23 protein-coding genes are annotated in these 25896 nt (G+C 52.0%); 11 read left to right on the top strand and 12 right to left on the bottom strand.

Annotated elements, in window-relative coordinates; all coding sequences use genetic code 11:
• Positions 1 to 149 precede the first annotated feature (149 nt).
• The 6 genes from ACFSUF_RS22150 (at position 150) to ACFSUF_RS22125 (ending at position 4468) form a co-directional block, all read left to right on the top strand.
• Entirely contained in the window at positions 150 to 1166 is a 1017-nt protein-coding gene (locus ACFSUF_RS22150; RefSeq protein ID WP_377606694.1) for a sulfonate ABC transporter substrate-binding protein, read from the top strand.
• Positions 1167 to 1171: 5 nt separating this feature from the next.
• Positions 1172 to 2314 carry an FMNH2-dependent alkanesulfonate monooxygenase gene (gene ssuD, locus ACFSUF_RS22145; RefSeq protein WP_377606692.1) on the top strand — a complete coding sequence of 381 codons (1143 nt, stop codon included), beginning with the start codon at positions 1172 to 1174 and terminating at the stop codon, positions 2312 to 2314.
• A gap of 16 nt (positions 2315 to 2330) precedes the next feature.
• On the top strand, positions 2331 to 3140 hold the full coding sequence (gene ssuC, locus ACFSUF_RS22140) for an aliphatic sulfonate ABC transporter permease SsuC (protein ID WP_377606690.1): 810 nt from the start codon (positions 2331 to 2333) through the stop codon (positions 3138 to 3140).
• The gene (locus ACFSUF_RS22135; RefSeq protein ID WP_377606688.1) at positions 3092 to 3979 is read left to right on the top strand and encodes an ATP-binding cassette domain-containing protein; all 888 of its coding nucleotides are present in this window, start codon (positions 3092 to 3094) and stop codon (positions 3977 to 3979) included. The genes ssuC and ACFSUF_RS22135 overlap by 49 nt, the downstream gene beginning before the upstream one ends.
• A gap of 25 nt (positions 3980 to 4004) precedes the next feature.
• Positions 4005 to 4253, top strand: a complete 249-nt coding sequence (locus ACFSUF_RS22130; protein WP_377606686.1) for a hypothetical protein — start codon at positions 4005 to 4007, stop codon at positions 4251 to 4253.
• A gap of 68 nt (positions 4254 to 4321) precedes the next feature.
• Entirely contained in the window at positions 4322 to 4468 is a 147-nt protein-coding gene (locus ACFSUF_RS22125; RefSeq protein ID WP_377606684.1) for a hypothetical protein, read from the top strand.
• Positions 4469 to 4522: 54 nt separating this feature from the next.
• On the opposite strand, the gene ACFSUF_RS22120 is transcribed toward ACFSUF_RS22125, so the two are convergent.
• Together ACFSUF_RS22120 and ACFSUF_RS22115 are read right to left on the bottom strand one after the other, a co-directional pair.
• Entirely contained in the window at positions 4523 to 5632 is a 1110-nt protein-coding gene (locus ACFSUF_RS22120; protein WP_377606682.1) for a D-alanine--D-alanine ligase, read from the bottom strand.
• 146 nt (positions 5633 to 5778) lie between these two features.
• Positions 5779 to 6801, bottom strand: coding sequence for an amidase domain-containing protein (locus tag ACFSUF_RS22115; RefSeq protein WP_377606680.1), 1023 nt, complete (start codon positions 6799 to 6801; stop codon positions 5779 to 5781).
• Positions 6802 to 7025: 224 nt separating this feature from the next.
• On the opposite strand from ACFSUF_RS22115, the gene acnA reads away from it, so the two are divergent.
• A complete protein-coding gene (gene acnA, locus ACFSUF_RS22110; protein ID WP_377606678.1) occupies positions 7026 to 9752 on the top strand; it encodes an aconitate hydratase AcnA in 2727 nt (908 codons plus the stop codon).
• A gap of 79 nt (positions 9753 to 9831) precedes the next feature.
• On the opposite strand, the gene ACFSUF_RS22105 is transcribed toward acnA, so the two are convergent.
• Complete coding sequence (locus tag ACFSUF_RS22105; protein ID WP_377606676.1) at positions 9832 to 11934, bottom strand: right-handed parallel beta-helix repeat-containing protein; 2103 nt, start codon at positions 11932 to 11934, stop codon at positions 9832 to 9834.
• Positions 11935 to 12214: 280 nt separating this feature from the next.
• On the opposite strand from ACFSUF_RS22105, the gene ACFSUF_RS22100 reads away from it, so the two are divergent.
• From ACFSUF_RS22100 to ACFSUF_RS22090, 3 genes are all read left to right on the top strand, one after another.
• Positions 12215 to 13207, top strand: a complete 993-nt coding sequence (locus tag ACFSUF_RS22100) for an ABC transporter permease (RefSeq protein ID WP_377606674.1) — start codon at positions 12215 to 12217, stop codon at positions 13205 to 13207.
• A 19-nt stretch (positions 13208 to 13226) separates the two neighbouring features.
• Positions 13227 to 14117, top strand: a complete 891-nt coding sequence (locus tag ACFSUF_RS22095; protein WP_377606672.1) for a carbohydrate ABC transporter permease — start codon at positions 13227 to 13229, stop codon at positions 14115 to 14117.
• A 1169-nt stretch (positions 14118 to 15286) separates the two neighbouring features.
• Positions 15287 to 15793, top strand: coding sequence for an ABC transporter substrate-binding protein (locus ACFSUF_RS22090; protein WP_377606762.1), 507 nt, complete (start codon positions 15287 to 15289; stop codon positions 15791 to 15793).
• 59 nt (positions 15794 to 15852) lie between these two features.
• Here ACFSUF_RS22090 and ACFSUF_RS22085 read toward each other — a convergent pair whose 3' ends face one another.
• A complete protein-coding gene (locus ACFSUF_RS22085; RefSeq protein ID WP_377606669.1) occupies positions 15853 to 18204 on the bottom strand; it encodes an AraC family transcriptional regulator in 2352 nt (783 codons plus the stop codon).
• A 203-nt stretch (positions 18205 to 18407) separates the two neighbouring features.
• Positions 18408 to 19154, bottom strand: coding sequence for an IclR family transcriptional regulator (locus ACFSUF_RS22080; RefSeq protein ID WP_377606667.1), 747 nt, complete (start codon positions 19152 to 19154; stop codon positions 18408 to 18410).
• 338 nt (positions 19155 to 19492) lie between these two features.
• Here ACFSUF_RS22080 and ACFSUF_RS22075 point away from each other — a divergent pair, with 338 nt between their 5' ends.
• Positions 19493 to 20569 (top strand): alpha/beta hydrolase, encoded by a 1077-nt coding sequence (locus tag ACFSUF_RS22075; protein WP_377606665.1) that lies wholly within the window; start codon positions 19493 to 19495, stop codon positions 20567 to 20569.
• A 60-nt stretch (positions 20570 to 20629) separates the two neighbouring features.
• Here the strand turns inward: ACFSUF_RS22075 and folE are convergent, their stop codons facing one another.
• The 7 genes from folE to ACFSUF_RS22040 all read right to left on the bottom strand — a co-directional run bounded on the left by folE (position 20630) and on the right by ACFSUF_RS22040 (position 25540).
• Positions 20630 to 21223, bottom strand: coding sequence for a GTP cyclohydrolase I FolE (folE, locus tag ACFSUF_RS22070; RefSeq protein WP_377606663.1), 594 nt, complete (start codon positions 21221 to 21223; stop codon positions 20630 to 20632).
• 57 nt (positions 21224 to 21280) lie between these two features.
• Positions 21281 to 21508, bottom strand: coding sequence for a YneF family protein (locus ACFSUF_RS22065; RefSeq protein ID WP_377606661.1), 228 nt, complete (start codon positions 21506 to 21508; stop codon positions 21281 to 21283).
• 94 nt (positions 21509 to 21602) lie between these two features.
• The gene (locus ACFSUF_RS22060; RefSeq protein WP_377606659.1) at positions 21603 to 22631 is read right to left on the bottom strand and encodes an HD-GYP domain-containing protein; all 1029 of its coding nucleotides are present in this window, start codon (positions 22629 to 22631) and stop codon (positions 21603 to 21605) included.
• A gap of 46 nt (positions 22632 to 22677) precedes the next feature.
• The gene (queG, locus tag ACFSUF_RS22055) at positions 22678 to 23856 is read right to left on the bottom strand and encodes a tRNA epoxyqueuosine(34) reductase QueG (RefSeq protein WP_377606657.1); all 1179 of its coding nucleotides are present in this window, start codon (positions 23854 to 23856) and stop codon (positions 22678 to 22680) included.
• A gap of 50 nt (positions 23857 to 23906) precedes the next feature.
• The gene (gene rnhA / locus ACFSUF_RS22050) at positions 23907 to 24353 is read right to left on the bottom strand and encodes a ribonuclease HI (protein WP_377606655.1); all 447 of its coding nucleotides are present in this window, start codon (positions 24351 to 24353) and stop codon (positions 23907 to 23909) included.
• Positions 24354 to 24398: 45 nt separating this feature from the next.
• Positions 24399 to 24989: a signal peptidase I gene (gene lepB / locus ACFSUF_RS22045; RefSeq protein ID WP_377606653.1), complete on the bottom strand. Its 591-nt coding sequence runs from the start codon at positions 24987 to 24989 to the stop codon at positions 24399 to 24401.
• Positions 24989 to 25540, bottom strand: coding sequence for a DUF402 domain-containing protein (locus tag ACFSUF_RS22040; protein ID WP_377606759.1), 552 nt, complete (start codon positions 25538 to 25540; stop codon positions 24989 to 24991). The genes lepB and ACFSUF_RS22040 overlap by 1 nt, the downstream gene beginning before the upstream one ends.
• Positions 25541 to 25896: the final 356 nt, after the last annotated feature.

Below are 25896 nucleotides of genomic sequence, written 5' to 3'. Positions count from 1 at the left end.
TATTTAATCCATCGGATTAGTCATATAAGAAGGCGCGACCGGACCACCGGAGGTCTCCTTTTCCCGTTTTATGCGGGTTAAGGGGGCCTTTTGCTTTGGTTATATGACTGTCTGGCGGAGGAACCAATTAGGAGAATGGGGGAAAAAGGATGAAGAAACGCTTATCGGCAATTGCACTTACCTTGGTTTTGGCGGTGGTATCCGGCTGCGGAGGAGGGAATGACAGCGGCAACACAGAACCGGCTAATGCCTCTCCCGCTAACACTGCCAATGCTGCAGCAGAAGCGAATGGTGAGCAGAAGGATATCACCGTCCGCATCGGTTATCAGAAATACGGCACCATTAATATTTTGAAAGCGGACGGCGCACTGGATAAAAGGCTCTCGAAGGAAGGCATCAAGGTGGAATGGACTGAATTTCCGGGCGGTCCTCAACTGTTGGAAGCATTGAATGTCGGCAGTATCGATATCGGCCATACGGGTGAGGCTCCGCCCATTTTTGCGCAGGCTGCCGGGGCCCCGTTAGTGTATTTGGCCCATGAACCCGCGAGCCCTGCAAGCGAAGGCATTCTTGTTCCTAAAAATTCGCCGATCCAATCCGTGGCGGACTTAAAAGGCAAGAAGGTTGCTTTAAACAAGGGTTCGAACGTTCATTACCTTCTGGTCAAGCTTCTGGAACAAGCCGGAGTGAACTACTCCGACATTGAAACTAAGTTTCTTGCTCCTGCCGACGCGCGGGCAGCGTTTGAAAAAGGCAGCGTAGATGCATGGGTCATCTGGGATCCTTTCCTTGCAGCGGCACAAACCGCCACAGGCGCCCGGCTCCTCGCCGACGGCAAAGACGTGGTGGATAATCACGAATTTTACTTGGCTGAGCGTTCTTTTGCAGAGAAACATCCCGAAGTGACTGCGATCCTGCTGGAAGAGGCGGATAAGATCGACGCATGGGCGAAGGATCATCCGAAAGAGCTGGCTGAGAAGCTTTCCCCGCAGCTCGGTATTGACACAGCCTCCTTGGAACTGGCTGCCGGGCGCAGACAATACGGCGTCCAGCCGATCGATGAGAAACTGATTGCGGCACAACAGCAAATTGCCGATACGTTCCGCAAGCTTGAACTGATTCCGAAAGATGTAAACATTAAGGAAGCCATTTTGACCAAGGAGTGATCGATATGAACTTATTCTGGTTTATTCCAACACACGGAGACGGAAGATACCTCGGAACCAGCAGCGGGGCCCGGGCCGTGGATGCCAATTATATGCAGCAAATTGCACAAGCCGCCGATCAGCTGGGCTTTGAGGGTGTACTGATCCCAACGGGAAGTTCTTGCGAAGATCCTTGGATCGCGGCCTCCTCGCTGATTCATTCCACGAAGAATCTCAAGTTTCTTGTTGCGGTCCGGCCTGGCCTGATGTCTCCGACACTGGCGGCCAGAATGGCCTCTACTTTCGACCGCCTTTCGGGCGGGAGGCTGCTGATTAACGTAGTTGTCGGCGGGGACCCGGTGGAGTTGGCTGCTGACGGGCTATTTTTGGAGCATGATGAACGATATGAGCTTACCGATGAATTCCTTCACGTATGGCGCAAGGAACTTGCGGGCGAAACCGTGACCTTCGAGGGAGACCACATCCGGATTGAGGATGGCCGCGTGCTCTACCCGCCGATTCAGTCGCCCTATCCTCCGCTATGGTTTGGAGGCTCCTCTCCGGCAGCAATAGACGTGGCAGCGAAGCATACGGACGTCTACCTTACCTGGGGCGAGCCTCCTCAGGAGGTGGCGAAAAAGATTGCCGCTGTCCGCCGGGAAGCTGACAAACAGGGACGCAGCGTCCGCTTCGGCATCCGTCTGCACATTATAGTTCGGGAGACGGAAGAGGAAGCTTGGGAAGCAGCCGAGCGCTTGATCCAACACCTGGATGACCGCACGATTGAAGAGGCGCAAAAGATTTTCGCCCGGTTCGATTCCGTCGGCCAACAACGGATGTCTAGCCTGCACCGCGGGGACCGGTCCACATTGGAGATCAGCCCGAATCTGTGGGCCGGCATCGGCCTGGTGCGCGGGGGAGCGGGGACCGCTTTGGTCGGTGACCCCGTTACTGTAGCGGCACGGATGAAGGAATATGAAGCTTTGGGCATTGAAACGTTCATTTTCTCAGGATACCCGCATCTGGAGGAAGCCTACAGGGTGGCCGAATTGCTGTTTCCTCATCTGCCTCTGAAGCATCGAACCCACAATGGACCGACTTCCATCAGCCCCTTCGGCGAATTGATTGCAAATAATGTGAGGCCTGCTCCTAAGGCTTCCGTACACTGACCAAGGAGGCGCGGCAATGAGATCGTCAGGCAAAAGGCTGTCCACGTTCAAGGAAGGCTCTCTTCCATGGCTGATCCCTGTCTTCGTTCTGTTCGCATGGCAGTCTCTTGGAGCAGCAGGCTGGATATCGGAACGCGTCCTTCCTACTCCGGTTGCCGTATTTGAGGCAGGCTGGAAATTGACTCTGAGCGGCGAGCTTGCACATGCCATCGGAATCAGTACCGGCAGAGCTTTTGTCGGGTTCCTGATCGGCGGGTCTATCGGCTTCGTCCTCGGCTTGCTGAATGGAGTGATCCCCGCTGCCGAAAAGCTGACGGATTCCTCGATCCAGATGATCCGCAACGTTCCGCATCTGGCCTTGATCCCGTTAGTTATCGCATGGTTTGGAATAGAAGAACCGGCTAAGCTGTTTCTAGTAGCGCTGGGAGTCGCTTTCCCCATCTACCTGAACACACTGCATGGCATCCGCTCGGTAGATCCGGGTCTTATCGAAATGGCCAAAGTATATGGGCTGAGCCCGCTGGAGTTGTACCGGAAAGTCATTTTGCCCGGCGCCCTGCCTTCGATTCTCGTCGGTTTCCGGTTCGCGCTTGGCATCATGTGGCTCACTCTAATTGTAGCGGAAACGATTTCCGCTGATGCAGGAATCGGCTATATGGCGATGAATGCACGGGAATTTTTTCAATTGGATGTAGTAGTCTTCAGCATACTCGTCTATGCCGTATTGGGCAAACTATCGGATCTTGCCGCTAAATTGCTCGAAAGGAGGTGGCTGCAATGGCATCCCCACTTCGGAAAACAAAGCCGCAGCTCGAGGGCCATTTAGGCAGCGAGGCACAAGTCGTGCCCGTTGAGGCGGTGCGGACGGCACCTCATCAGGCTGCGCATGGTGCGGATCGCGGTACAGCCATCCATGTGGAGGGCGTCTCGAAAACTTTCGGGTCCAAACAAGTTCTGCACGGCCTGAATCTTACTGTCCAAAGCGGAGAGTTCGTCGCCATCGTCGGACGGAGCGGCTGCGGAAAAAGCACTTTGCTCCGCCTTCTTGCGGGACTTGAGGAAGCGGCCGCAGGGACGCTCGCGCTGGACGGCAGACCGGTACGGGGAATCCATCCTCTGGCACGGGTCATGTTTCAAGACGCCCGGCTGCTTCCTTGGAAATCAGTGCTGGATAACGTGAAGATCGGGGTTACTGCAGACTCGAAACGGGAAGCTCATGAGCAAGCTCTGGAGGCGCTGAAACTTGTCGGCCTGGAGGACCGGGCCCATGAATGGCCCTCCGTCTTATCCGGCGGACAAAGGCAGCGTGTCTCCTTAGCCAGAGCGCTGGTTGGCCGGCCGAAGCTGCTGCTGCTGGATGAGCCGCTTGGAGCGCTCGATGCCCTGACCCGGATTGAAATGCAGCGGTTCATTGAGCGCCTTTGGACCCAACAGGGGTTCACGGCCCTTCTGGTTACCCATGACGTAAGTGAAGCGGTGGCTCTTGCTGATCGTGTTATTCTGATCGAGGAAGGCTCAGTCGCACTGGATCTTCCTGTGCAGCTCAGTCGCCCCAGAGAAAAGGACAGCGGTTTCTCTCATTACGAAAAAGCAATCCTGGACCGGGTTTTGCAGCCTGAACAGCTGTCGCCGCAGCCGCGGAACAAAGATCATTATGAGATTTGACAAGTCATGATCACGGGAGGGTTACATGCCGAACAATCCTAAGTCATATCAACCGCTTATAAAGGACCGGATCTATATTGGCAGTGCAGAGGATATTGCCGATATGCTGAAAAGCGAACATTGCGATGTGGTACTGGATATCTTCGAGCCGAGGTTCGGGCACCTCTGCCCGATGAAACAGAACGCCCAATCGAGCGCATCCATGTTCCACTGCAAAACGATTCCCCTGAAAACGGGCAGGAAGAAGCTTACGCCGAAGCTATTCAAAAAGTAACGGCGGCCTATATAGATGAGAAAAAAGTAGCCTTCCACTGCGCGGCCGGATATGGCAGTACAGGCGCAGTGGCTGTAGGTTCGCTGCTGGAACTTGGATTGTTCTCTTCCCTTGACGAGGCTGAGAAGGAAGTGAAGCGCATCCGGCCGGGTGTACAATTAAATGAGACCCAGCGCAGAGTTCTCGAACACCTTTATCCTTATGCCAAAGAATAACCAGAAAGCCGTCTCACCCGAACCGGGCAGACGGCTTTCTTTTATAATGGCAACTTATTCGTTTCCGTAATTAATCTTTTGTTTCTCCGCGTGCCTTTGCACCGCCAGGTCGATCAGCGTATCAAGAAGCTGCTGATAGGATACTCCGGTTTCTTTCCATAGGAGCGGATACATGCTGAACGGCGTGAAGCCGGGCATCGTGTTCACTTCGTTAATAAATATCTGCTGATCGGACTTGCGTACGAAGAAATCCACACGGGTTAAGCCGGATCCATCGATGGCCTGGTAAGCGCGGAGCGCCATCTCCTGCAGTTTCAGAGAAAGTTCTTCTGAAATTTCGGCCGGAATAATCATTGCGGACTTGCCGTCTACATATTTAGCCTTATAATCGTAAAACTCACTTGACGGGACGATCTCGCCCGGCACCGAAGCCCGGGGCTCGTCATTGCCAAGCACGCTCACTTCGATTTCCCTTGCCTCTACATTCTCTTCCACAATGACTTTGCGGTCATACCGGAACGCGTATTCTACCGCCTCGATGAACTCATCCCGGTTGCGCGCTTTGGAAATCCCAACGCTCGAACCAAGATTAGCAGGCTTCACGAAGCATGGGTAACCGACGGACACTTCGATCTCCATCAGGAAGAACGGACGGTCCTTTTCCCACTGCTTCCTTGTAAAGTGGCGGAACACCACCTGGGGCAGCTGTTCCTGGGCAAACACTTTCTTCATCATGACTTTGTCCATGCCCACCGCAGAAGCGAGTACACCTGCGCCGACATAAGGAATGTTCGTCATTTCGAAAAGGCCTTGAATCGTACCGTCTTCCCCAAACGTGCCGTGCAGCAGCGGGAATACCACGTCCACGGAAGGTGCCGCAGCGCCTCCTCCAACCGCTGGAGAGCTGTCGCGGAACAGCGACGGGATAGGAAGCGTGCTTCCCTGCGGGGCTGCCGTGTCAAACTGGAGCTGGGCCGCATTCTCCGCAGGCGCTGTCAGCTGCGGTCCCGTTCTCCACTCGCCTTGTTTAGTTATATAGAACGGAACGATGTCGTATTTGGAAAGGTCAAACGCTTTGATGACGGCCAGTGCCGTTTGCAGTGAAACCTCGTGTTCTCCGGACTTTCCGCCGTAAATTAATCCGACCTTCAATTTTCTCCCCATTGGAACCTCCATCTGAATGAATGAGATAAACCTCTATCGAGGCATTTCGAAGCTGAGCGACCGAGTTAAGATGTAGGTTTACTCGCCAATAAGAAAGGCGAAGTTCTTGCATCCTGCTTCTCTTCATCCCATTAAACGCTTCACTGTTAAAAGAAATCATGAATATGAAAAAAACGATATTGAGTGTTCTCCGTCCAGGCATAAGAGTCGCGGTAATCCCAGTAACGGTGCTTGCTCTCAACGGTATGGGCATTCACAAGGGGCATGCCGTCCGCATCCAGAGCCGCTACGAACGTGCTGTGCGAAAACCGGCCGTCGCCTTCCCAGTCGTAGAAAATTACGTCGCCGATCTGCAGCTCTGCAGGCGACTCCACACGGGTGCCTGCCAGCCCTCCGCTCTTTCCGCCATTGCCTAAAAACAGCTGGAGGCTGTGCGCCACCGCCCAACTGTAACTCCATAACTCCTGTCCGTTCATGCGTCCTTTATACCACCAGCCCGAACCTCTTGTACCAGTATAATTCATAGGCGCCCCGCCTGCAAAGAGACACTGGGAGACGAAATTGGTACAATCGACCTCGAATTTTAAAAAATTAGGACTCGCATTCTCCCAATGCGTATCTGCATACAGGGCGGCTGCTTCCCTGTCATACGGAATTGGCGCCCTCTCCGGTTTATCCCGCTCCAAAGCGGCATAGTTTAGGTACGGCAAGGAAGCGGCAGGCCGAGCTGTGCTTGCGGCAGCGTCATCTTTCCCGTGCAGGGGCTGGCCGGCCGCAGCAGCTTCCCTCTCTCCGGCGGCGGTCTCTATAAGCGTCACTTCGTACCTGCCGTCTGACTTGCTAAGAAAGATTCTCTCCCGCTCAATCCGCTGCTCGGTGCGTTCCTTGTTTCGATGCATATAAACAATTTTTCTCTGAAGCTTTAGGTCTACCCGAAGCTCTTTTCCCGAAGCAGACATGGATTCGATCGACGCCCGGGTTTCCTTGCGTTGAATCCGGATTCTCCTGTCCCGGTGATAACGCGACAGCTCCTTAAGCCGTTCCGATCCGCGCTTAACCACAGACCCGTCACGAACAAGCGGAAGCAGCGGAAGCACCGAGTACTCCAGCTCTGAACGGTTTTGTCTTTGAACATAGGAAAACAGCGCTTTCTTCCAATCTTCCTTCATGAGGCCCCTCCCCTAAGTTTCTGTTATAATTAACGAGGTTAACCTTTCCGCGCCGTGCCGATAACTGCTTTCAAATATATGAAACGGAATGGGCAAAAATGAGTTAAATATGGACTTTACTAAGGCAGAGGATGAAGGTATACTTAAGGTAGATGTTATTTTGAAATCGCGTTTCACAGAATGAAACCGATGGATCCATTTTAAAAAACAGGAGGCCGTTATTGATGCCAAGAAAAGATCATTTTTCTGTACGGACATCCCTTGAGGTAGGGGGTAAGCAATACCAGTACTTCCGCCTGCAAGGATTGGAAGAAAAGGGCCTGGGCCAAGTGTCCAAGCTTCCGTTCTCCATCAAAGTGCTGCTTGAAGCCGCTGTGCGCCAATTCGACGGCAGAGCGATTACGAACGACCATGTAAAGCTGCTTGCGAACTGGGCTGAAGGCCGCGACCACAACAAGGAGATCCCTTTCATCCCTGCACGTATCGTGCTTCAGGATTTCACCGGCGTACCGGTAGTTGTTGACTTGGCTGCTATGCGCGACACCATGAAGCGCGCTGGCGGAGACCCGAAACGGATCAACCCGCTTGTTCCGGTTGACCTGGTTATCGACCACTCCGTAATGGTAGACGCGTTCGGTACCCCGCAATCCCTTGAATACAACATGAACGTAGAATTCGAACGGAACAATGAACGTTACCGCTTCCTTCGCTGGGCGCAAACGGCGTTCGATAACTTCCGCGCTGTTCCTCCGGCTACAGGTATCGTTCACCAAGTAAACTTGGAATACCTAGCTTCCGTTGCAGCCACGAAGACAGTGGAAGGCGAAACCGAAGTATATCCGGACTCTCTGGTAGGTACGGACTCCCACACTACCATGATCAACGGTTTGGGAATCGTAGGCTGGGGCGTCGGCGGTATCGAGGCGGAAGCCGGGATGCTGGGGCAGCCGCTTTATTTTGTAACCCCTGAGGTCATCGGTTTTAAATTTAAAGGCCAGCTAAGCGAAGGCGCTACGGCGACTGACTTGGCATTGACAGTAACTCAAATCCTTCGTAAGAAGGGCGTTGTAGGCAAATTCGTAGAATTCTATGGACCGGGACTTGATTGCCTGAGCCTGGCGGACCGCGCTACGGTTGCCAACATGGCTCCTGAGTACGGCGCTACGATCGGTATTTTCCCGGTAGACGGCGAAACGCTGGAATACCTGAAGCAAACCGGCCGTTCCGACGAGCAAGTGGCACTGGTGGAAGCTTACTACAAAGCTCAAGGCATGTTCCGTGATGAGAACTCCCCTGAACCGGTTTATTCCGATTCGCTTGAACTTGACCTTTCCACGATTGTACCGAGCCTTGCAGGTCCGAAGCGTCCTCAAGACCGTGTAGAATTGACGAATATGAAAGAAGCTTGGGACTCCATTATCCGTACTCCGATCGACAAAGGCGGCTACGGCTTGTCCGATGAGAAGATCGAAGAAAAGGTACAAGTGAAGCACCCTCGCGGCGACGTATCCAAGATGGGAACAGGCGCAGTCGTGATTGCGGCCATCACTTCCTGTACGAACACTTCCAACCCTTCCGTTATGCTGGGTGCAGGCCTTGTAGCGAAGAAGGCGGTTGAGCGCGGCCTGAAAGTTCCTGGTTACGTAAAAACAAGCTTGACTCCAGGCTCCCTGATTGTTGCGGATTACCTAGACAAGACGGACCTGATGAGACCTTTGGAAGAGCTGGGCTTCTATGTAGCGGGTTACGGCTGTGCGACATGTATCGGTAACTCCGGTCCGCTTCCGGATGAAGTAAGCCAAGCGATCGCTGACAACGATATGACTGTTGCCGCTGTATTGAGCGGTAACCGTAACTTCGAAGGCCGCGTTCACGCTCAGGTCAAAGCGAACTACCTGGCATCTCCTCCGCTGGTTGTTGCTTATGCGCTTGCCGGTACGGTGAACATCGACCTGGCGAACGATCCGATCGGTTACGATCAAAGCAACCAGCCTGTGTACCTGAAAGACATCTGGCCGACTTCCGAGGAAATTAAAGAAGCGATTTCTATCGGTATGAGCCCTGAATCGTTCCGTGCGAAGTACAGCAACGTCTTCAACGCTAACGAGCGTTGGAACGCGATCCCTGTACCGGAAGGCGAGCTGTACGAGTGGGATAAACTGTCCACTTACATCCAAGAGCCTCCGTTCTTCGCTGACCTGGCTCCTGAGCTGGACGACATTAAAGACGTGGCAGCTGCGAAGGCATTGGCTATGATGGGCGATTCCGTAACGACAGACCACATCTCTCCTGCCGGTAACATCAAGGCTGACAGCCCTGCCGGCCGTTACCTGATCGAGCATGGCGTGAAGAAAGAAGACTTCAACTCCTACGGCTCCCGCCGCGGTAACCATGAAGTCATGATGCGCGGTACGTTCGCTAACATCCGTATCCGTAACCAAGTGGCTCCAGGCACTGAGGGCGGCGTAACGACTTACTTGCCTACAGGCGAAGTGATGTCGATCTACGATGCTTCCATGAAGTATCAGGATCAAGGCACGAACCTGGTTGTCATCGCCGGTAAAGAATACGGTACGGGAAGCTCCCGTGACTGGGCGGCAAAAGGTACGTTCCTTCTGGGCGTCAAAGCGGTTATCGCTGAGAGCTTCGAGCGGATTCACCGCAGCAACCTGGTAGGTATGGGTGTCCTTCCTCTTCAATTCCATGAAGGTATGGGATGGAAGACGCTGGGGATTACAGGTACCGAAACCTTCGAAATCAAAGGACTGGATAACTCCGTTCAACCGGGCCAAAACGTCAAAGTGACGGCAACCCGCCAAGACGGCAGCACATTCGACTTTGACGCGATTGTCCGTCTGGACAGCATGGTGGATGTAGACTACTACCGCAACGGCGGTATCCTGCAGACCGTCCTGCGCCAGATCATCGCTGAAAGCAAGCAGTCGGTATAAAATTAAATCATAACAAAAGCCCCGTGGGGAGCGATGGTATCGCGCCTCACGGGGCTTTCCTCTGTTTTGGGACCTGATTTCATACGCTGATCTGAGGACCGAATAAAGAGAAATCAATAGGTACCCAGCCCAAACGGCAGGCGGGCGAATCGGGCAGAAGCCGATAATCGCCGACTTGGCTATTCACAAAGCCTGGCGGAGCAAACAAGGTATGAGCGTCATACTTGCCGTCGAGCAGAGCTCGCCAGGTTTGCCATTCGTATTCGTTACCCCAGACCGCATTGAGCCCCGCGGGCTCCGCCGGCAGCTTTCCTGCCACCCTGCAGGGTTCCCCGCTGCGCCAGAACAAGTTGTGATCGGCCTGCAAGAACCGGTCAGGACTCCAGTTGACAAAGCAATACAGGTGCCCGGAATTCGAGACGATGTTCCTCTCCACCACAATATCACGGGCAGCCTCCCCGGCCATCTCCTGTGAGCCCATGGCACAAACGGCGTCCGGGTTATCGACCATCAGGTTATTCACAATACGGTTACCGATCCCCTTGGAGAAAATCGCCATCCATAACTTCCCGTTATTTGTGCTGTATAAATGGTCGAGTACATTATGCGTCACTTCAACGTCATCCGAGGCGTCGTCGAGGTAAATGCCAAACCCGAAGGAGAAGTGGATCCCGCTATGGTGCAGGCGGTTGCCTATAATCCGGTTTCCGCGGCCGATTCCCCAAGATTCGATCATTCCTCCGTCTTGGCTGTCAGTCATTACGTCCGAGATGTCGTTATGCCGGATGCGGTTCTGTCTCGTGAACAGAAAGTCCCAGTGATTCTCCCACGTTACGGGCACACCCCACATTTGATCGGGCATCACCCGGTACCTTAAGCCTTTCAAGGAAATGCCGTAACGGGGCATATGCGCAATGCGATTATGGGAGATGTCGCATTCCCCGCATTGATACAGCACGATTCCGCTGCCATGACCGACAAGTTCTCCTCCGTGTTCAATTACGTTGTTTGTAATCAAATGCCCTTTATTAACATAAGGGGAATCCGTTCCCTTGAAATCTCCCTCCCCCGGAGCGTAACCCGATGCGTACACTCCCGTATAGCCGATTCTTTCTATATGATTATTTACAATGGTGATTCGCTCGGCGCAGCGGTCTAAAAAGATGCCGCAGGTTCCGGACTCCCGAATGGTGCAGGAACTGATATCAATATCCGAGGCATTACGGATGTAGATCAAGCCATGGCGGTTTTCACCCGGTTCGGCATTATCCATTCCCGGCTCACTGCGCATCATCCTATGATCCTCATAGAAATCCGTACAGGCTAAAGTGAGTCCGCGAAACGCAAGTCCGGCCACCCGCCGATCCACAGAATCTCCCTGAATGTCAATCAAACGCGTTATAACAGGGGCAACGACTGTCTGCTCATCCGGTGTTCCACTCATAGGCCGGTAGTGCAACATGCCCTCAGCTTCATTCAAATAGAATTGGCCGGGTTCCCGCAGAAATGCCAGTGACCCCTGCAAATAGTATCGGGAACCCTCGCCGATCTCCCAGGTGGCCGGACGCTCAAACTCTATATACCGCCTAACATAATCCAGCTTGCGAACGGGAATGGTTTCGGAGAACCAATTCCATTCCCCTCTCCCCGGCCATACGAAGACCTGAAGGCCTGCGGGGTCAACATGATCCGGAACATCCTCTTTCCGGAAGCCCATGCCCTCAAGATCCTCTTTTCCCTCCGCAGCATTCGAAGTGAAATAACCGTGAGCAGGCAGTCTTGCTTTCACAACCCGCTCCCCGTTCGCGTACAACGTCTGGAACCGTACCGAAGAGGGCACGGGCGTCCGCCAGATTCCTTCCTGCCATGGCTCCCACTGCTTAAGTACGATGCCTCCCAGCAATACCGGCCTTTCCCCGCTTGCGTTTCGATAAGTAACCCGGCACTGTTCCCCCCCTGCATCACCTGTTCCGAACCGCAAAGGCTCCATCAGTTCATAGCTGCCTCCCCGGAGATAAACTGTTATCTCGCCCGTGTACCCGCTCAGGATGACTTCCCGCACCGCTGCCTGCGCAGCTTGTATCGTACGGAAGGGATTTCGTGAGCTGCCGGTACCCGCATCGTCCCCATCATGAACACTAACGTAAAACTGGATACCATTCTTTTCTTTAGTTCCTTCCATGGATTCGCCCCCTTTGATTTGCTGGTTCTATCGTGTCAAAAAGAGGCTTGCCGCGCTACTGCTGATAATGTTAATGGATCATGGTGCAACTGTGAAATCTTCGTTTACCTGCATAAACCCTAACAAAGACTGCCTCCTCTTTCGGAAAGCTGCACTGGAACATGAATCCATAAAAATCATAATCCCGTCAACAGGAATCCCTTATTCCCGCTGTATGCACATAAAAGCGGATGTGCCATGATGATCCTGTAAGCTTGAGGAAAAGATGGAGGAGATGGATATGAGCAAGACAGACTCCGCGATATCGCGGAAAACCGGAGACACACCAGCTAAGGCATCAAGACCCGCCCCCGTCTCCTGGATTGGAAGAGAAATAAGGCATTTGCGAAAGAACCGTGAGCTGTTGCTGCTTGCACTGCCCGGCATCCTGTTCAAATTCGTGATTGCTTACATTCCGATGGTCGGGCTGATCCTGGCCTTTAAATTCTACAGGTACGATCAAGGCATCTTCGGAAGTAAATGGGTCGGCTTCAGCAATTTCGAATTTTTATTTAAATCACAAGATGCCATCCGGGTCATTCGCAATACGTTGGCTTACAATTTTGCGTACATCATTCTCGGAACGATCACGGCCCTGGTGTTCGCCTTACTGCTGAACGAGCTGACAGGAAGAATGATCAAGATTTATCAAACTACGATGTTCCTGCCCTTCTTTATTTCTTTCGTGCTTGTCGGTTATATCGCTAACTCTTTTTTAGACCACGAGAACGGATTCTTGAACAGTTTACTTCAAAAAATCGGCATGGAGCCCCACAACTGGTATTTCGAAACAGCACCCTGGTTATTCATCCTGCCGCTGGTTTCCATCTGGAAAGGCGTAGGATTCTCAACCCTTGTTTACTATGCGGGCATAACCGGCATTAACAGCGACTATTACGAAGCAGCTAAGCTCGACGGGGCCACCCGTATCCAAATGATGCTTCGTATTACGCTTCCTCTGCTCAAGCCCTTAGTCATCATCCTGTTTATCCTTGGCCTTGGAAACATCTTCAGAGGCGATTTCGGGCTGCATTATTTTGTTCCGAATAACGTCGGCATGAACTTCGAAACAACGGACGTGATCGATACTTACATTTACCGGGCCTTGACCAAACTCGGCGATATCAATTCCGGTGCGGCTGTCGGTTTCCTGCAATCCGTACTAGGATTAATCACCGTGGTATCCGCCAACTACATCGTGCGGAGAGTAGATAAAGACAACGCCCTATTCTAAACAAAGGAGATGCTCTTATATGTCAGCTACCGGCTCCGACAGGCTTGCCAGCTTGTTGATCAACGGCTTCTTTACAGTCGTCTGCCTGTTCATAGCGATGCCGTTTATTCTGTTAATCATCGTATCGGTTACTTCGGAGAACAGCCTTGTGCAAAATGGATATCAGTTCATCCCAGATGAATTCAGCCTGGAGGCGTACCGTATTGTGCTGAGCAAGCCAGGGAGTCTGCTTAAAGGCTACGGCGTCACCATTCTAATTACGGCGGCCGGAACCCTGATTTCCCTGCTGCTTACGGCTATGACCGCCTACCCGATTTCGCGCAGCGATTTCCGGTATAACCGGCCGATCACGTTCTATATCTTTTTTACCATTCTATTTAACGGGGGAATGATCCCGTTCTATATTCTGATGACGCAGTATCTGCATCTGAAGAATACCCTTGCCGCGCTCATTATCCCGACCGTTCTCAGCCCCTTCAATATCTTGATCATGAAGGGCTTTCTGGATAAAATCTCGAAAGAGATTATAGAGTCCGCAAAGGTTGACGGCTCCGGCGAATTCCGGATCTTCTTCCGGATTATTCTGCCGCTTTCCACACCGGCGCTTGCCACCCTTGGCCTCTTCATCTCTTTTGGCTACTGGAACGAATGGTTTTATGCGCTTCTGTTTATCGATAACGATAAATACATTCCGCTGCAGCTGCTTCTTGTTCGGATCCTCTCGCAAATTGAGTTTCTTGCAAACTCACCGATGGCCGAGGCCGCGAGCCGCTTACAATATGCTAACTTCCCTACCCTTTCCGTTAGGATGGCGATGGCGATTCTTGCCGGCGGACCCATGCTAGTCATCTTTCCTTTCTTTCAAAAGTATTTTGTCAAAGGGATTACGGTTGGATCACTGAAAGGATGAGAATGTAACCATGATCTATCCTTTCGGATTTCTTTAAGGAGGTGGGGCTGCCTTTTTGCAAGCGGATACATGTTTAGTTCAATATCATATCGGAGGGTTGATCCATGAAAACGAGAAGAGTTAACGTCATGAAATTTTGTGTTATCCTTATGTGCTTGGCGCTATTCGCCGCTTGCTCTAACAACGCCGGCAGCAAAACAAACAACAATGCGCCCAAAGCTGAGGAAAAACCGAACGGTACCGCCAATAACACGGCCCCAAAAGAAGAAGAGCCAGCAGAAACCCCCGCACTCCCGGAAGCGAAGCTCATCTTCTACTATCCGAGCAATCCGCCCGGAGCCGACCAAAAGCTTGTACAGGATGAGATCAATAAATACCTCAAGGAGAAAATGAACGCAACTGTAGAATTAAAACCGCTATCGTTCGATGAATACGATACCAAATTAAACGCAATGATGGCCGCAGGAGAAGCCTTTGATCTTGCATGGTCTTCCCGCTACTGGCTGCTTCCTTATCAGGGCAACGTGGACAAAGGCGCCTTCCTGGAACTCACGGACGATATGATTAATAAATATGCTCCCGAGGCGCGCAAGAACATTCCTGATAAGTTCTGGCCGGATATGAAAGCGGTAGACGGCAAAGTGTATGGATTCCCCATCTACCAGGTTGCTGCTAAGACGAAAAGCTTGGTGATCCAGAAGAAATATATTGATAAATACAAGCTGGATGTCTCCACCATCCAATCGTATAAAGATCTTGAGCCTTTCCTGAAAACCTTGAAGGAGAATGAGAAAGATGTGATCCCGTTTGGTATGGCTCAAAATTCTTGGGGTATTTATGTAGACCGGAATCGGGTCGGAGCGGACGGTCTTGCCGTTACTTATCAGAAGGACGACACAACGTACAAAAACTTGACAGAAATTCAGATGCTTGAGGATAAGAAGGAATACTATGACACCATGAGAGCATGGTACAAAGCCGGTTACATTAATAAGGACGCGCCGGTGCTGAAGAACATCAACGATCTGAAAGCGAAGGGCAATGTTGCTGTCGGCATTGAATTCACCTCAAAGCCGGGCGGCGAAGTGGAAGAGAAGAATGTCAACGGAGGCAATGAAGTCGTTTACGTTCCGATCTCGGACAGCTATTTCACGGGCATTTCCAGTGCGATGCATGTCATCAGTAAAACTTCCAAAAATCCGGAACGCACGCTCATGCTGATCAATCTGCTCAATACGGATAAATATCTTTACAATCTGATCTGCAGCGGCATAGAAGGCAAGCATTACACCAAGAAGGACGATCTCTATATTGAACCGATCAAGGATTCGGGATATGCTCCGAATGTCGATTGGGTGTTCGGCAACCAGTTTAACGCCTACCTCAAACCGGGCCAATCCCAGGATGTGTGGGAACGAACCGTAACATTGAATGACAGCGCACTTGTGGCTGCTTCTTACGGATTTTCCGTCAATCAAGAAAGCATCAAATCCGAGATTGCCAACGTTCAGGCAACCAAAGAAGAGTTTCAATTGGCACTGGAAACCGGCGCCGTAGAACCGAAGGATTTACTGCCGAAATTTATTGACAAACTGAAAGCTTCCGGACAGGACAAAATCGATAAAGAGACCACTGCACAATGGGAAGCATTCCTGAAAGAGAAAGGCCTTAAATAACATAGAAAAGGCTTCGCCGGTGATTCGGCGAAGCCTTTTCCCGTTTCTTCAGGTATCCGTCATCCCAGGCTTTTCTTAAGCCTGTATTCCCGGGGGGTTACCCCGTATTTCTTTTTGAACAATTTAAAGAAGGTGCTTTCATTAAGAAACCCGACCAGCTCCATAATTTCTTTAATGCTGAAGCTTTTGGTCTCCAAATACTCCTGCGCATGCCTAAGCCGGACTTCGTTAAGGTACTCTCCTACCGACATAAATTCGCTTTGCTTAAACTTCAATCCTACATAAGCAGGCGTCATATGAAGTATGGATGAAATCCCCTGCAGGTTTAAATTATTGTCCCTATAATTTACTTCTATGATTTCTTTAATCGCATCCATCAGAGCCGTGTTCTTGTCGTGATCGAGCTGGCGGAGCTTATCGTGGATTTCCGTACAGGCCTGCACGAACAGCTCCTCTATCTCCTCAATGGTTTCCTTCTCCAGCACCTGCCTGCTTAATGAGCTAAGATCCACATACAGCGATACGACCCGATTCTTGTTCATCTCGCGGACCGTCCCCTTCAGGATGTCAACTACATGCAGAATACCGTGAATAATATGGTCGAAATGGTAGACGGAGAGCTTTTTCAAGATCTGATGAATAGTGGTGATCATGCCGTCCTGATCGTTCGTTCTGATGCTCTCCGACAACTTTCTCTCGAGATCGTCAGGGAAGGCATATTCGAAATGCTCCATGTTCGGCCGCACTTTATCCGGTGTCAGAATGGCGTTCTTGCCGTACAGCAGTTTATACATCGAATATTGGGTCACGGCGGCATACCCCTCTGAAATGGCCGTATGCTCCAGGATCAGGTCACTGACCGTCATGGACAAGGACAGCTTGTAATAACCGTTGATGACCTCCTGTATTTTCAACAGAAGATGGACCAGCTGCTCCAACTCCAACCGTTTACTGCGGTCAGAGCTCACAAGCATCACTAGATGATCGCTGCGCATATCCGCGATTTCACAGCGGAACGGACTGGGACGCATAATCTCTTCTGCAATATTTTGAATGGCAAAATAGTACAGCAGCCGCTGATTGTAGCTCACATTCTGCATGAAGCTTAAGTAATCGTCCAATTTCATCATGACGAGCCGATAAGGGCCTTCCGGCTCAATATGTAATTCGTTGTGCGCGATACTTTCGGCAAATTGCCCTGCGTTGAAAGCCATGCTGCCGGAGATGATGGTGCGGAGATGATAGTTTTTTACGATATTCTTCTGCTTATCCTGCTCATTTGACACCAGATACAGCTTCTGCGCCATTTGGCTGTACATACTGGCGACATGCGACAGTTCATCCCGATTGCCGTTTCTTTCTTCCCGCTCCCCGGAAGGAGACGTGCCGATTTGGGCAATCATCCGGTCGATCGGTTGGTAAAGCTTGTGCGCCATGATCACAGAGAGGATTAGGGAAAACAGCAATAAGGCCGCACTTACCAGATGGGAGGTCGTTTTCATTCTCTGTACAGGACCGATCACGGCATCATACGGTTGAACGGAAACTACTTTCCAGGAGGAAACCTCGGTGTTCATAAACGTGATTAAATAATCGCCCTCGCCGCCAAGGCTATTTCGGAAAGAACCAAACCTTTCCGGGTTCATCGCACTGCGCTCATGAACTGCAGCTCTTAATTCATCCAGATTGGACAGCAGACTTTGGCCTTGGCCGGATAAGATCACATTACCCGATTGATCGATGATAAAGATGCCGGATTGGTCAGGATTGGCAAAATCGTTGACCGCGCGCATATTTTCCATGAGCCATTCCGGCTTGATGTTTAAGACAAGCGCACTCTCCCGGCCGGTATTCTCGGAGTAATAAGTTTCGTAAATGACGAGGGAGAAGAAATCCACAGACCGTTCATGTCCGCTTAGATTCATAGGGAGAAGTTCCATTCTCGGAAGCTTGTTCTTTCGCTTCAGCAAGCTCACCAGCTCGGCGGTCATCGATTGATCCGGCTTGGAAAGACCAAGTTCCCCGACCGCATAGGTCTGGTCCGCATATCCGTTATATACGACGATGGAATGAAGAAAGGAGGATAGGGAGTAATTCTGATGAAGATCATTTACCGATTGGATTACTGTCATGGGATCCGGCTCCCGCATCGTCATCAGCGCTACGATCCTCTTTTCCGTAAACAGATTTACGGCAAAATTGCTTATAATGCCGGTCATGTAAGAGATGTTGTAATTGATCTGGTTCATGACTTTGCGGTTTGCTTCCTGCTGCATGGTCACTGCGCTTCGTTCCGCATTGTATTGCAGCGCCAGAGATGAGAAAAACTGCACTGCGAACATCAGCAGCGTTAAGGACAATAAAATTCGGAGAAGATACTTCTTGGACTTATAAGCCTTCAGCATGCGCATGACGAAACCCCCATGATAAAAGCGTTTTCATAATAAGGATATGAACAGTATCTCATAGTTGGCGAAGAGGCTCTACTATGATTTTTGCGGAAAGCTTCTCCCAGCTGAAATTATTGGGCTGTACGTTCTAACAACATAAAAATCCGGTCCCTCTCAAGGAAGGACCGGTCTCTTATTTCTATAGGTTCCCATTTCACTTCAGCCTAAGGCTTCATTAGCTTGCCCATACGTGCAGCCGCCTCCATGATGACCGGAGCCTGCTGCTTCATCACTTCGGGCGTCATACGGCTGGACGGCCCGGACACCGCCAGCACGGCCGCCAGACGGCCGGTGCGGGCCAAGATCGGGGCCGCCACCGCCGCGGCCCCCAGCTCCCGCTCGGCGACGCTGGTGGCATAGCCGAGCCGCTTGATCTCCGCCAGCTGCTCGAGAAAATCGCCTTTGGCGATATGCTCCGGCCAGCCGGGCGCGTCCAGGATGGCGGCCTGTGCCGCTACGTCGGCGAAGGCCAGCAAAATCTTGCTGGATGCGCCGACATACAGCGGCATCCGCGCACCCACGGGAGCAACCCGGCGGATCGCCTGGTTGCTCTGCACCGCCTGAATGCGGACGCGCTCATCGCCGTCCCGCACATACAAGCTGACCGTCTCATCCAGACGGTCGCGGAGCGCTTCCATCTCCGGCAGCAGCAGCACCGCCGGATCGTCCGCATGCGACATATTCGCGTACAGCTCCAGAATGCGCAGGCCCAGCCTGTACTTCTCCGTCGCCTCATCCCGCTGCACAAACCCTTTTCCCTCTAAAGAAGCCAGCAAACGGTGAACTGTACTTTTATGAAGCTCAACCCTCGCGGCAATTTCAGTTAACCCCAAGTCCGTCTCATCCGTAAAACACAATAAAATATCCAAGGCCCGCTCTACTGCGCGAACCGTCAATTTGGAATCATCCATACCAAGTCACCCCTCCCGGAGTTTCACTATATGAAACAATGTATCATAAGTATAAACCAAACTACCTGCCAAAGCAAAGAAAAACGACGAAAAATTACAGCCATATTACAGTTAGATTACATTTACATGAGACCATTGACCTAGAGGTAGTTAAGGCCTAATATAATAAATAATACAAAATATTAAAGCGCTTTCAAACATACGCAGCACGCTTATTTTTCTTCCAAGATGAACTGGCTGGCATCATCCATTAAGACGGACAGTTCGCTTCATTCCAGAAAAATATCCCTTCCTACCCGCAAGAAAGCCGATCAAGCCAGAGACAGGGGGATCCCGCCATGAAATCCGTTATCATTTCTCCGGATTTAACTCCAATCCAAGACTTTTTTGAAACCGCCTCCCGTATGCGGAAACAGCCCTTTGTGCTTGCAGGCATGTGCCTGCTGCTGTTACTGGGCTCCCTCACTTTGGCGTTTCACGCTTTCATTGCCTATCGGCTCTTACACCCTTTTGTGGACCCGCTGTACTCCAATCCGCTGAAGGCCAAGAACTTGGCCTATGAAGATGTCAGCTTCTCCAGTGTAAACGGCAAAACGATGGTAAACGGCTGGTATATCCCTGCCGAGAAGTCGACACAAACCGTCATTTTCAGCCATGGCTATGGCGCCAACAGGGAAGAATATTGGGTTCCGATGTATGACTTAGCCGAGAAACTGCATCTGCAGAACTATAATGTCGTTATGTTCGATTACGGCTTTGCCTCAACCGTCAAACGCCAAGTGGTGACCGGCGGCAAGCAGGAATCCCAGGAGCTGCTGGGAGCGGTGAAGCTGGCGAAGGAGCGCGGTGCGGAGCATATCTACATATGGGGCTTCTCTATGGGCGCGGGTACGGCACTCCAGGCTGCTCTGCAAACCAAGGACATTTCCGGTATGATTTTGGACAGTACGTTTATCCTCGATCCCGATACCTTGTACCATAACTTAAAAAATTATATTAACGTTCCTAAATATCCTTCTCTGGCGCTTGTCCGGTGGTCTTTCCCTATGCTGAACGGGCCCAGCTTGAAGCAGATTCCGATACAGCAGGTAAAAGCAACGCAATACCCGATTCCGATCTTCATGATCCACAGCACACAAGATGAGAAAGCGCCATATGAGCTGGCACAGGCTATCGCTAAGAATCAAAAGAAAGAGCATGACTCCAATTTCTGGCTGGTTGAAGACTCCATGCATGAATTGATTTTCCGGATGCACAGCGACCAGTATCTCAAGAGAACCTTCTCCTTCCTGCGCGGCATCTCCGATCCGGGCGATGTGCAGCTGGCAGATAAAGGCGATGGAACGGAAGCGGGAACTAACTCAAACAACCCGGAGCAGTCTTCGGGGAACATAGAACTGGCCTCTATGAAATAAGTACAGCCGAAAAGCAAAAAACCCCCGCCGATCCAATGATCAGCGGGGGTTTTCCAGCTCTTACCCTTTAATTAACGACAAAAACTCCGAACGCGATGCCGCATCCGTACGGAACAATCCGCGTACGGCAGAGGTCATCGTATGGCTGCCCGGCTTCTTCACGCCGCGGGAGCACATGCACAAATGCTCGCCTTCCACCACAACCATAACTCCATGCGGCTTCAGCACTTCGTCCATAATGTCCGCGATTTCGGAAGTGATGCGTTCCTGCACCTGAAGACGGCGTGTAACCGCCTCTACCAGACGGGCCAGCTTGCTCAACCCGGCAATTTTGCCGCTGGGAATGTATCCGATATGGGCTTTGCCGAAGAACGGCGCCATATGATGCTCGCACTGGCTGTAATAAACGATATCCTTAACGATGACCAGCTCTTCATGCTTCTCATCGAAGGTGACGCCGAGCACTTCACGGGGATCCACCTGATAGCCGGCGAAAATCTCCTCATACATCCGTGTAACACGCGCAGGCGTCTCAAGCAGCCCTTCACGGTCCACATCTTCCCCGATCAAGCGGAGAATTTCACGAACATGCCCTTCGATCGCTTCCCGGTTCTCTTCCACCCGGTGATTCACATAATCCTTCATACCCGCCATAGCTTCCTGCCTCCTGACACCGCCGGACCTGCCGGTAACCGGCGTCCCTTGCGCACTTTATTTGAATTTCTTGTTAAAGTTCTGGTTTTTCATCATGTTCTGCATTTTATTCATCTGCTGTTTATTCAGGTTATATCCCATTTGCTTCGCCATCTGCTGAATCATGGCAGGATCGTTCTGCATCTTCTCCATTTGCTTGCGAAGATACCAGACACCGATCAAGAATCCCCCGACCAGTCCCACAATAAGGGTAACAATCGGAATTACGATGTTGTACCATTCCACGGCTCGTTCACTCCAATAATAGTTAGTTAAAGAATCAATGTTATCATAGCATGTCCATCCGCCGGACACAATTGCGCACCAGCCTTCGGATTCCTTAGGCTATGACGCTGTCAATGAACACCGTCGTCTGCCTGGCCAGGTCGATCTCTTTTACTTCAAAATCATCTTCCGTTCCACGTACCACCCGCACGACCGGCCGCCCTGGAAGCCCTCTGTGCTGCCCTACGACTACCCCTGTTTCTCTGGTCGTCAGCTTCACCGAAGTGCCTGTCGGATACACAGAAACCGTACGCAAAAAATCAATCACAATCTCCCGGTCCAGCTTCGTTCCCGCCATGGCCATCATATGCTCGCAAGCTTCGTGAGGCAAAAGTCTCCGTCCGGCTAACTTCTCGTTAAAAAGCAAATTGTCGTACGTGTTGGCCACGGCTACAATTTTGGCATATACATGAATGGAATCGGCCCCTACCTGACGCGGAACGCCAAGTCCGTCTTCGGTTTCGTGATGCTGGAACGCTACGTGGGCGATCAGGAGATTATACTCCCGTTTATTCTTCAGAATCTCAAAACCTCGCCAGGTATGGTGTTTGCGCATTTCCTCCGATTCATCGTCATAAGCGCCCACTTTTCCTACATCATGCAGCAGCGCCCCGATCGCCAGCTCTTTCAGCTGAATGACGTTCAAGTTCCGGTGGAGGCCCATCAGCACGGACATCATACATACGTTCAACGCATGGACATACATCTCGTTATCCTGTGTTCGAATATCGGACAGGTGCACCAGCAGGTCCCGGTTCTTCATGATATCGTCCAGAAGGGAATCGACGCTTTGGCTTACCGCCTTCGTACTGAAATCTTTACCCGAACGCAGCGCATCCATCGTGTCCGACATCTGCTTCATCACGGCTCTTTTGGTTTCTTCGGACAAAATATCCTCAATTTCGATATCCTCAAAGTGCTCATCTTTAATATATACCATCGTAACACCGATTCGCTTTAGCGTATTAATCATAAACACAGTTAATTGTACGCCCTCCGAAAGCAGGACGGTGCCGTTGCTGGAATAGATGGTTTTGCCGAGCAGGTCTCCCGGCTCTACCGTTTCCACAGAAATGTATCTCATTAAGCACTCTCCTTACCTTTATCGGCAAAATAGGACCTGGAACCCGCTAGTTCATTACCTGCTTCTTCCGGGCCCGTTCCAGCGCGTTCCTTAGCGCTTCCAGCACTTGCGGGTCCTGCTCTCTCGTATCGGCCGTTTCCAGCGCCTCCACAGCCTCCGTTGTCCCGATTTTGCCCAATGCCCATGCACAAGTCCCTCTCATATCAGGGCGCTCGTCCTTCAGCAGCATGTCACGAAGCAAAGGAACCGCGGAAGCATCCTTAAAGTTGCCCAAAGCGATAACCGCATTGCGTTGGATCGGCTTTTTGCCTCGCCAGGAAGCGGAAATCGCCCCGTACTTCTCCTTGAATTCACGGTTGGTCAACGTCAGGAGCGGTTTCAGCAGCGGCTTCACCAGCTCCGGATCGGGCTGCAGATCTTCATGGTGCGTCCAGTTCTTCTTGCGGTTCTTCGGGCAGACGATCTGGCACGTATCGCAGCCGTAAAGCCGGTTGCCGATCTTCTCTTTCATCTCGTCGTCAATCCAGCCTTTGGACTGGGTGACGAACGAGACGCAGCGCCCGGCGTTCAGCGAGCCGGGCGCCACCAGTGCGCCGGTAGGGCAGGCGTCGATACAGAGCGTGCAATCGCCGCAATCCTCCGTAATCGGGGTGTCGGGCGGGAAGGGGAGATTCGTGATCATCTCCCCCAAGTAAACCCACGACCCGAATTCCGGAGTGATGATGGCGCAATTCTTGCCGCTCCAGCCTACGCCGGCCCGCTCGGCCACCGCACGGTCCACCAGGGCGCCGGTATCGACCATGCTTTCGAGGCGGGCTTCCGGGACGCGGTCCCGGATAAAGCCCTCCAGCTTCGAAAGGCGGTCGCGCAGCACCTGGTGGTAGTCTTGGCCCCAAGACGACCGCGAAATGATCCCGCGGTAGGCGCCGGGCTCCGACTTCGGCGGGTTCTTCATTGCCGAAGGATAAGCAACCGCGATCGACAGAATCGATCGCGGTTCCGTGAAGAGAAGCGCGGGGTTGACGCGCTTCTCGATATCCGGCTCCTCGAAGCCGGATTCAAAGCCCTGCTCGCGGTGCCGCAGCAGAATCTCCTTCATGTCGAGGAATGGATCGGCGGTCGTGAACCCGATCTTGTCGATGCCAAGAGATGCTGCGGCCTGCTTGATGTCTTCTTTGAGCTGCTGCCAAAATGCGGCGCCTGCGCCGGGTTCCTTCCTATCCATGTCCTCACCTCCATGCAGAATATTGTACTGCCGCGTCATGCCGATCCATTTTACTTCGCCGCCAACATGGCCTTGATCGCGGCCCTTGCCAGTTCATCGCAGCGATTGTTGAATTCATTGTCACTGTGGCCCTTCACTTTGATGTACTCCACTTTGTGGATGTTCATCAGGTCGAGCAGCGCTTTCCACAAATCCTGATTCTCTACAAGCTGCCCTTTGCTGTTCTTCCAGCCTTTGCGGATCCAGCCGCTGATCCAGTTCTGTTGAAAACAGTTCACGAGATAAGCCGAGTCGCTGTATACCTTAACGGCACAAGGCTGTTTCAACCGGTTGAGCGCTTCAATCACCGCCTGCAGCTCCATCCGGTTGTTCGTCGTATGCTTTTCGCCGCCGGAGATTTCCTTGCGCTTGTCTCCCGCCATCAAAATCGCGCCCCAGCCGCCCGGGCCGGGATTGCCGGAGCAGGCTCCGTCCGTATAGATCGTTACTTCTCTCATTCCGTCCTCCATCATGCCGCAGCCCGGTTCGCCCGGACCGCAGACTCATAAACTGCCCATCTTGCCGAACGGCCACAGGATGAAATCCGCCCTGCCCTTAATCAGCTTCTGCGGCACAGGCCCGAAAAACCGGCTGTCCTTGCTCGAATACAAATGTCGGTTGTCACCCATTACATAATATGCTCCCTCAGGCACCACAACCGCTTCTACGTCGTCGCCTTCCACTTTCGTATCGGTGTATCCTTCGGCCAGCGGCTTTCCGTTAACCAGCACCCGATGCTTCGTGATTTCAACTCGGTCCCCCGGTACGCCGATGACCCGTTTGACAAGGTACTTTTTGTCCGGGTCCGTCGGTGCCGGGTCTGTCAATATGACCACGTCTCCCCGGTCCGGGCCGTCCCACAGATACACCATTTTGTTCACGAAAAGCCATTCTTTCTCCTTGAGCGTAGGTTCCATAGAATGGCCCAGCACCGTTGACAGGTTAAACACGAATAAATGCAGAAAAATGACCACCACAAGCGCTGCTGCGATGGATTTCGCCCAATCGGCCGCTTCTTTCAGCGTCAGCCCCGTTTCCTCGCCGTCTTGGTCCTGGTTTCCGGCACTTCCGGCCTCCGAAGCTTTCACGTCCATTAAGCTTCCCCTCCGCTCATTTTCCAATGCTGATAGTATTCTTGAACGAGACTGTCCTGAAAAGGAGGCAGCTTCCTGCGGACCCGGTCCAGCAGTATGGCGAGGCCTTCCTCGACCTTTTGCACCACTACGCCGGAGTAATGATAGTTGATTTTGTGCGTATCGTATTCGTCCTGGTCGACCACGTGAATTTCCCCGGATGGCAGCAGGATCACGTCTAGATCATAGTCGATATAAGTAATGACATTCCCGTTCCTATAGGGGGGCGATGCCACATTGCAATAATAGCGGACCCCATGCTCCTCAAGCAGAGCAACCACGTTAAACCATTGACCCGGTATAAAAAAAGACACCGCCGGAATCCGGCTGATCCACTGCTTGCCGTCGGCCTCCTGTATCTTCGTCTGGCTGTTGATGAGCACCATCATGGATTCCGCGGCATGGTCCGGGTGGAGCAGCGCTTCCGGCAGCATCCAGTTCTCCAGCCACATACGGTGCAGATGCCCGTCATGTTTGAAACTTTTGATCACTGAAGAAGTGTATATTCCCATCATAAGCCCTCTATCTCTATAAATTACGACTATTATACCACAATTTGCGGACAAAAAGGGTGCTAAGCGCCTGCTGTGCAAGCGTTAGAGGTAGGTTTTTGGCGGAGGCGTTTCGCTTGGTTGCGTAGGTTGGCGTTGATTCCGGACACGGCAATGGTTGCAGGTAATTTTCCGGCTTGGTTGCTGGTGTTGGCGCTGTGTTGCGGGTGGTGCCGCGAGGTTGCTGACGTAGTTGGTGCTGGCAGTAGGTTGCTAGTGAGGTGGCGGAAGAACTTAAAGTAACTTTTTTCCTTGTGCTGTTGCGGGTTTACGCTAAATGGGCTCATTTTTGAGTTTGTGTAAGGAGATCGACAGCG

Source organism: Paenibacillus gansuensis (assembly GCF_042684925.1).
Lineage (GTDB): Bacteria > Bacillota > Bacilli > Paenibacillales > DY6 > Paenibacillus_N > Paenibacillus_N gansuensis.
This window is presented reverse-complemented; position numbering and strand designations above follow the sequence as displayed.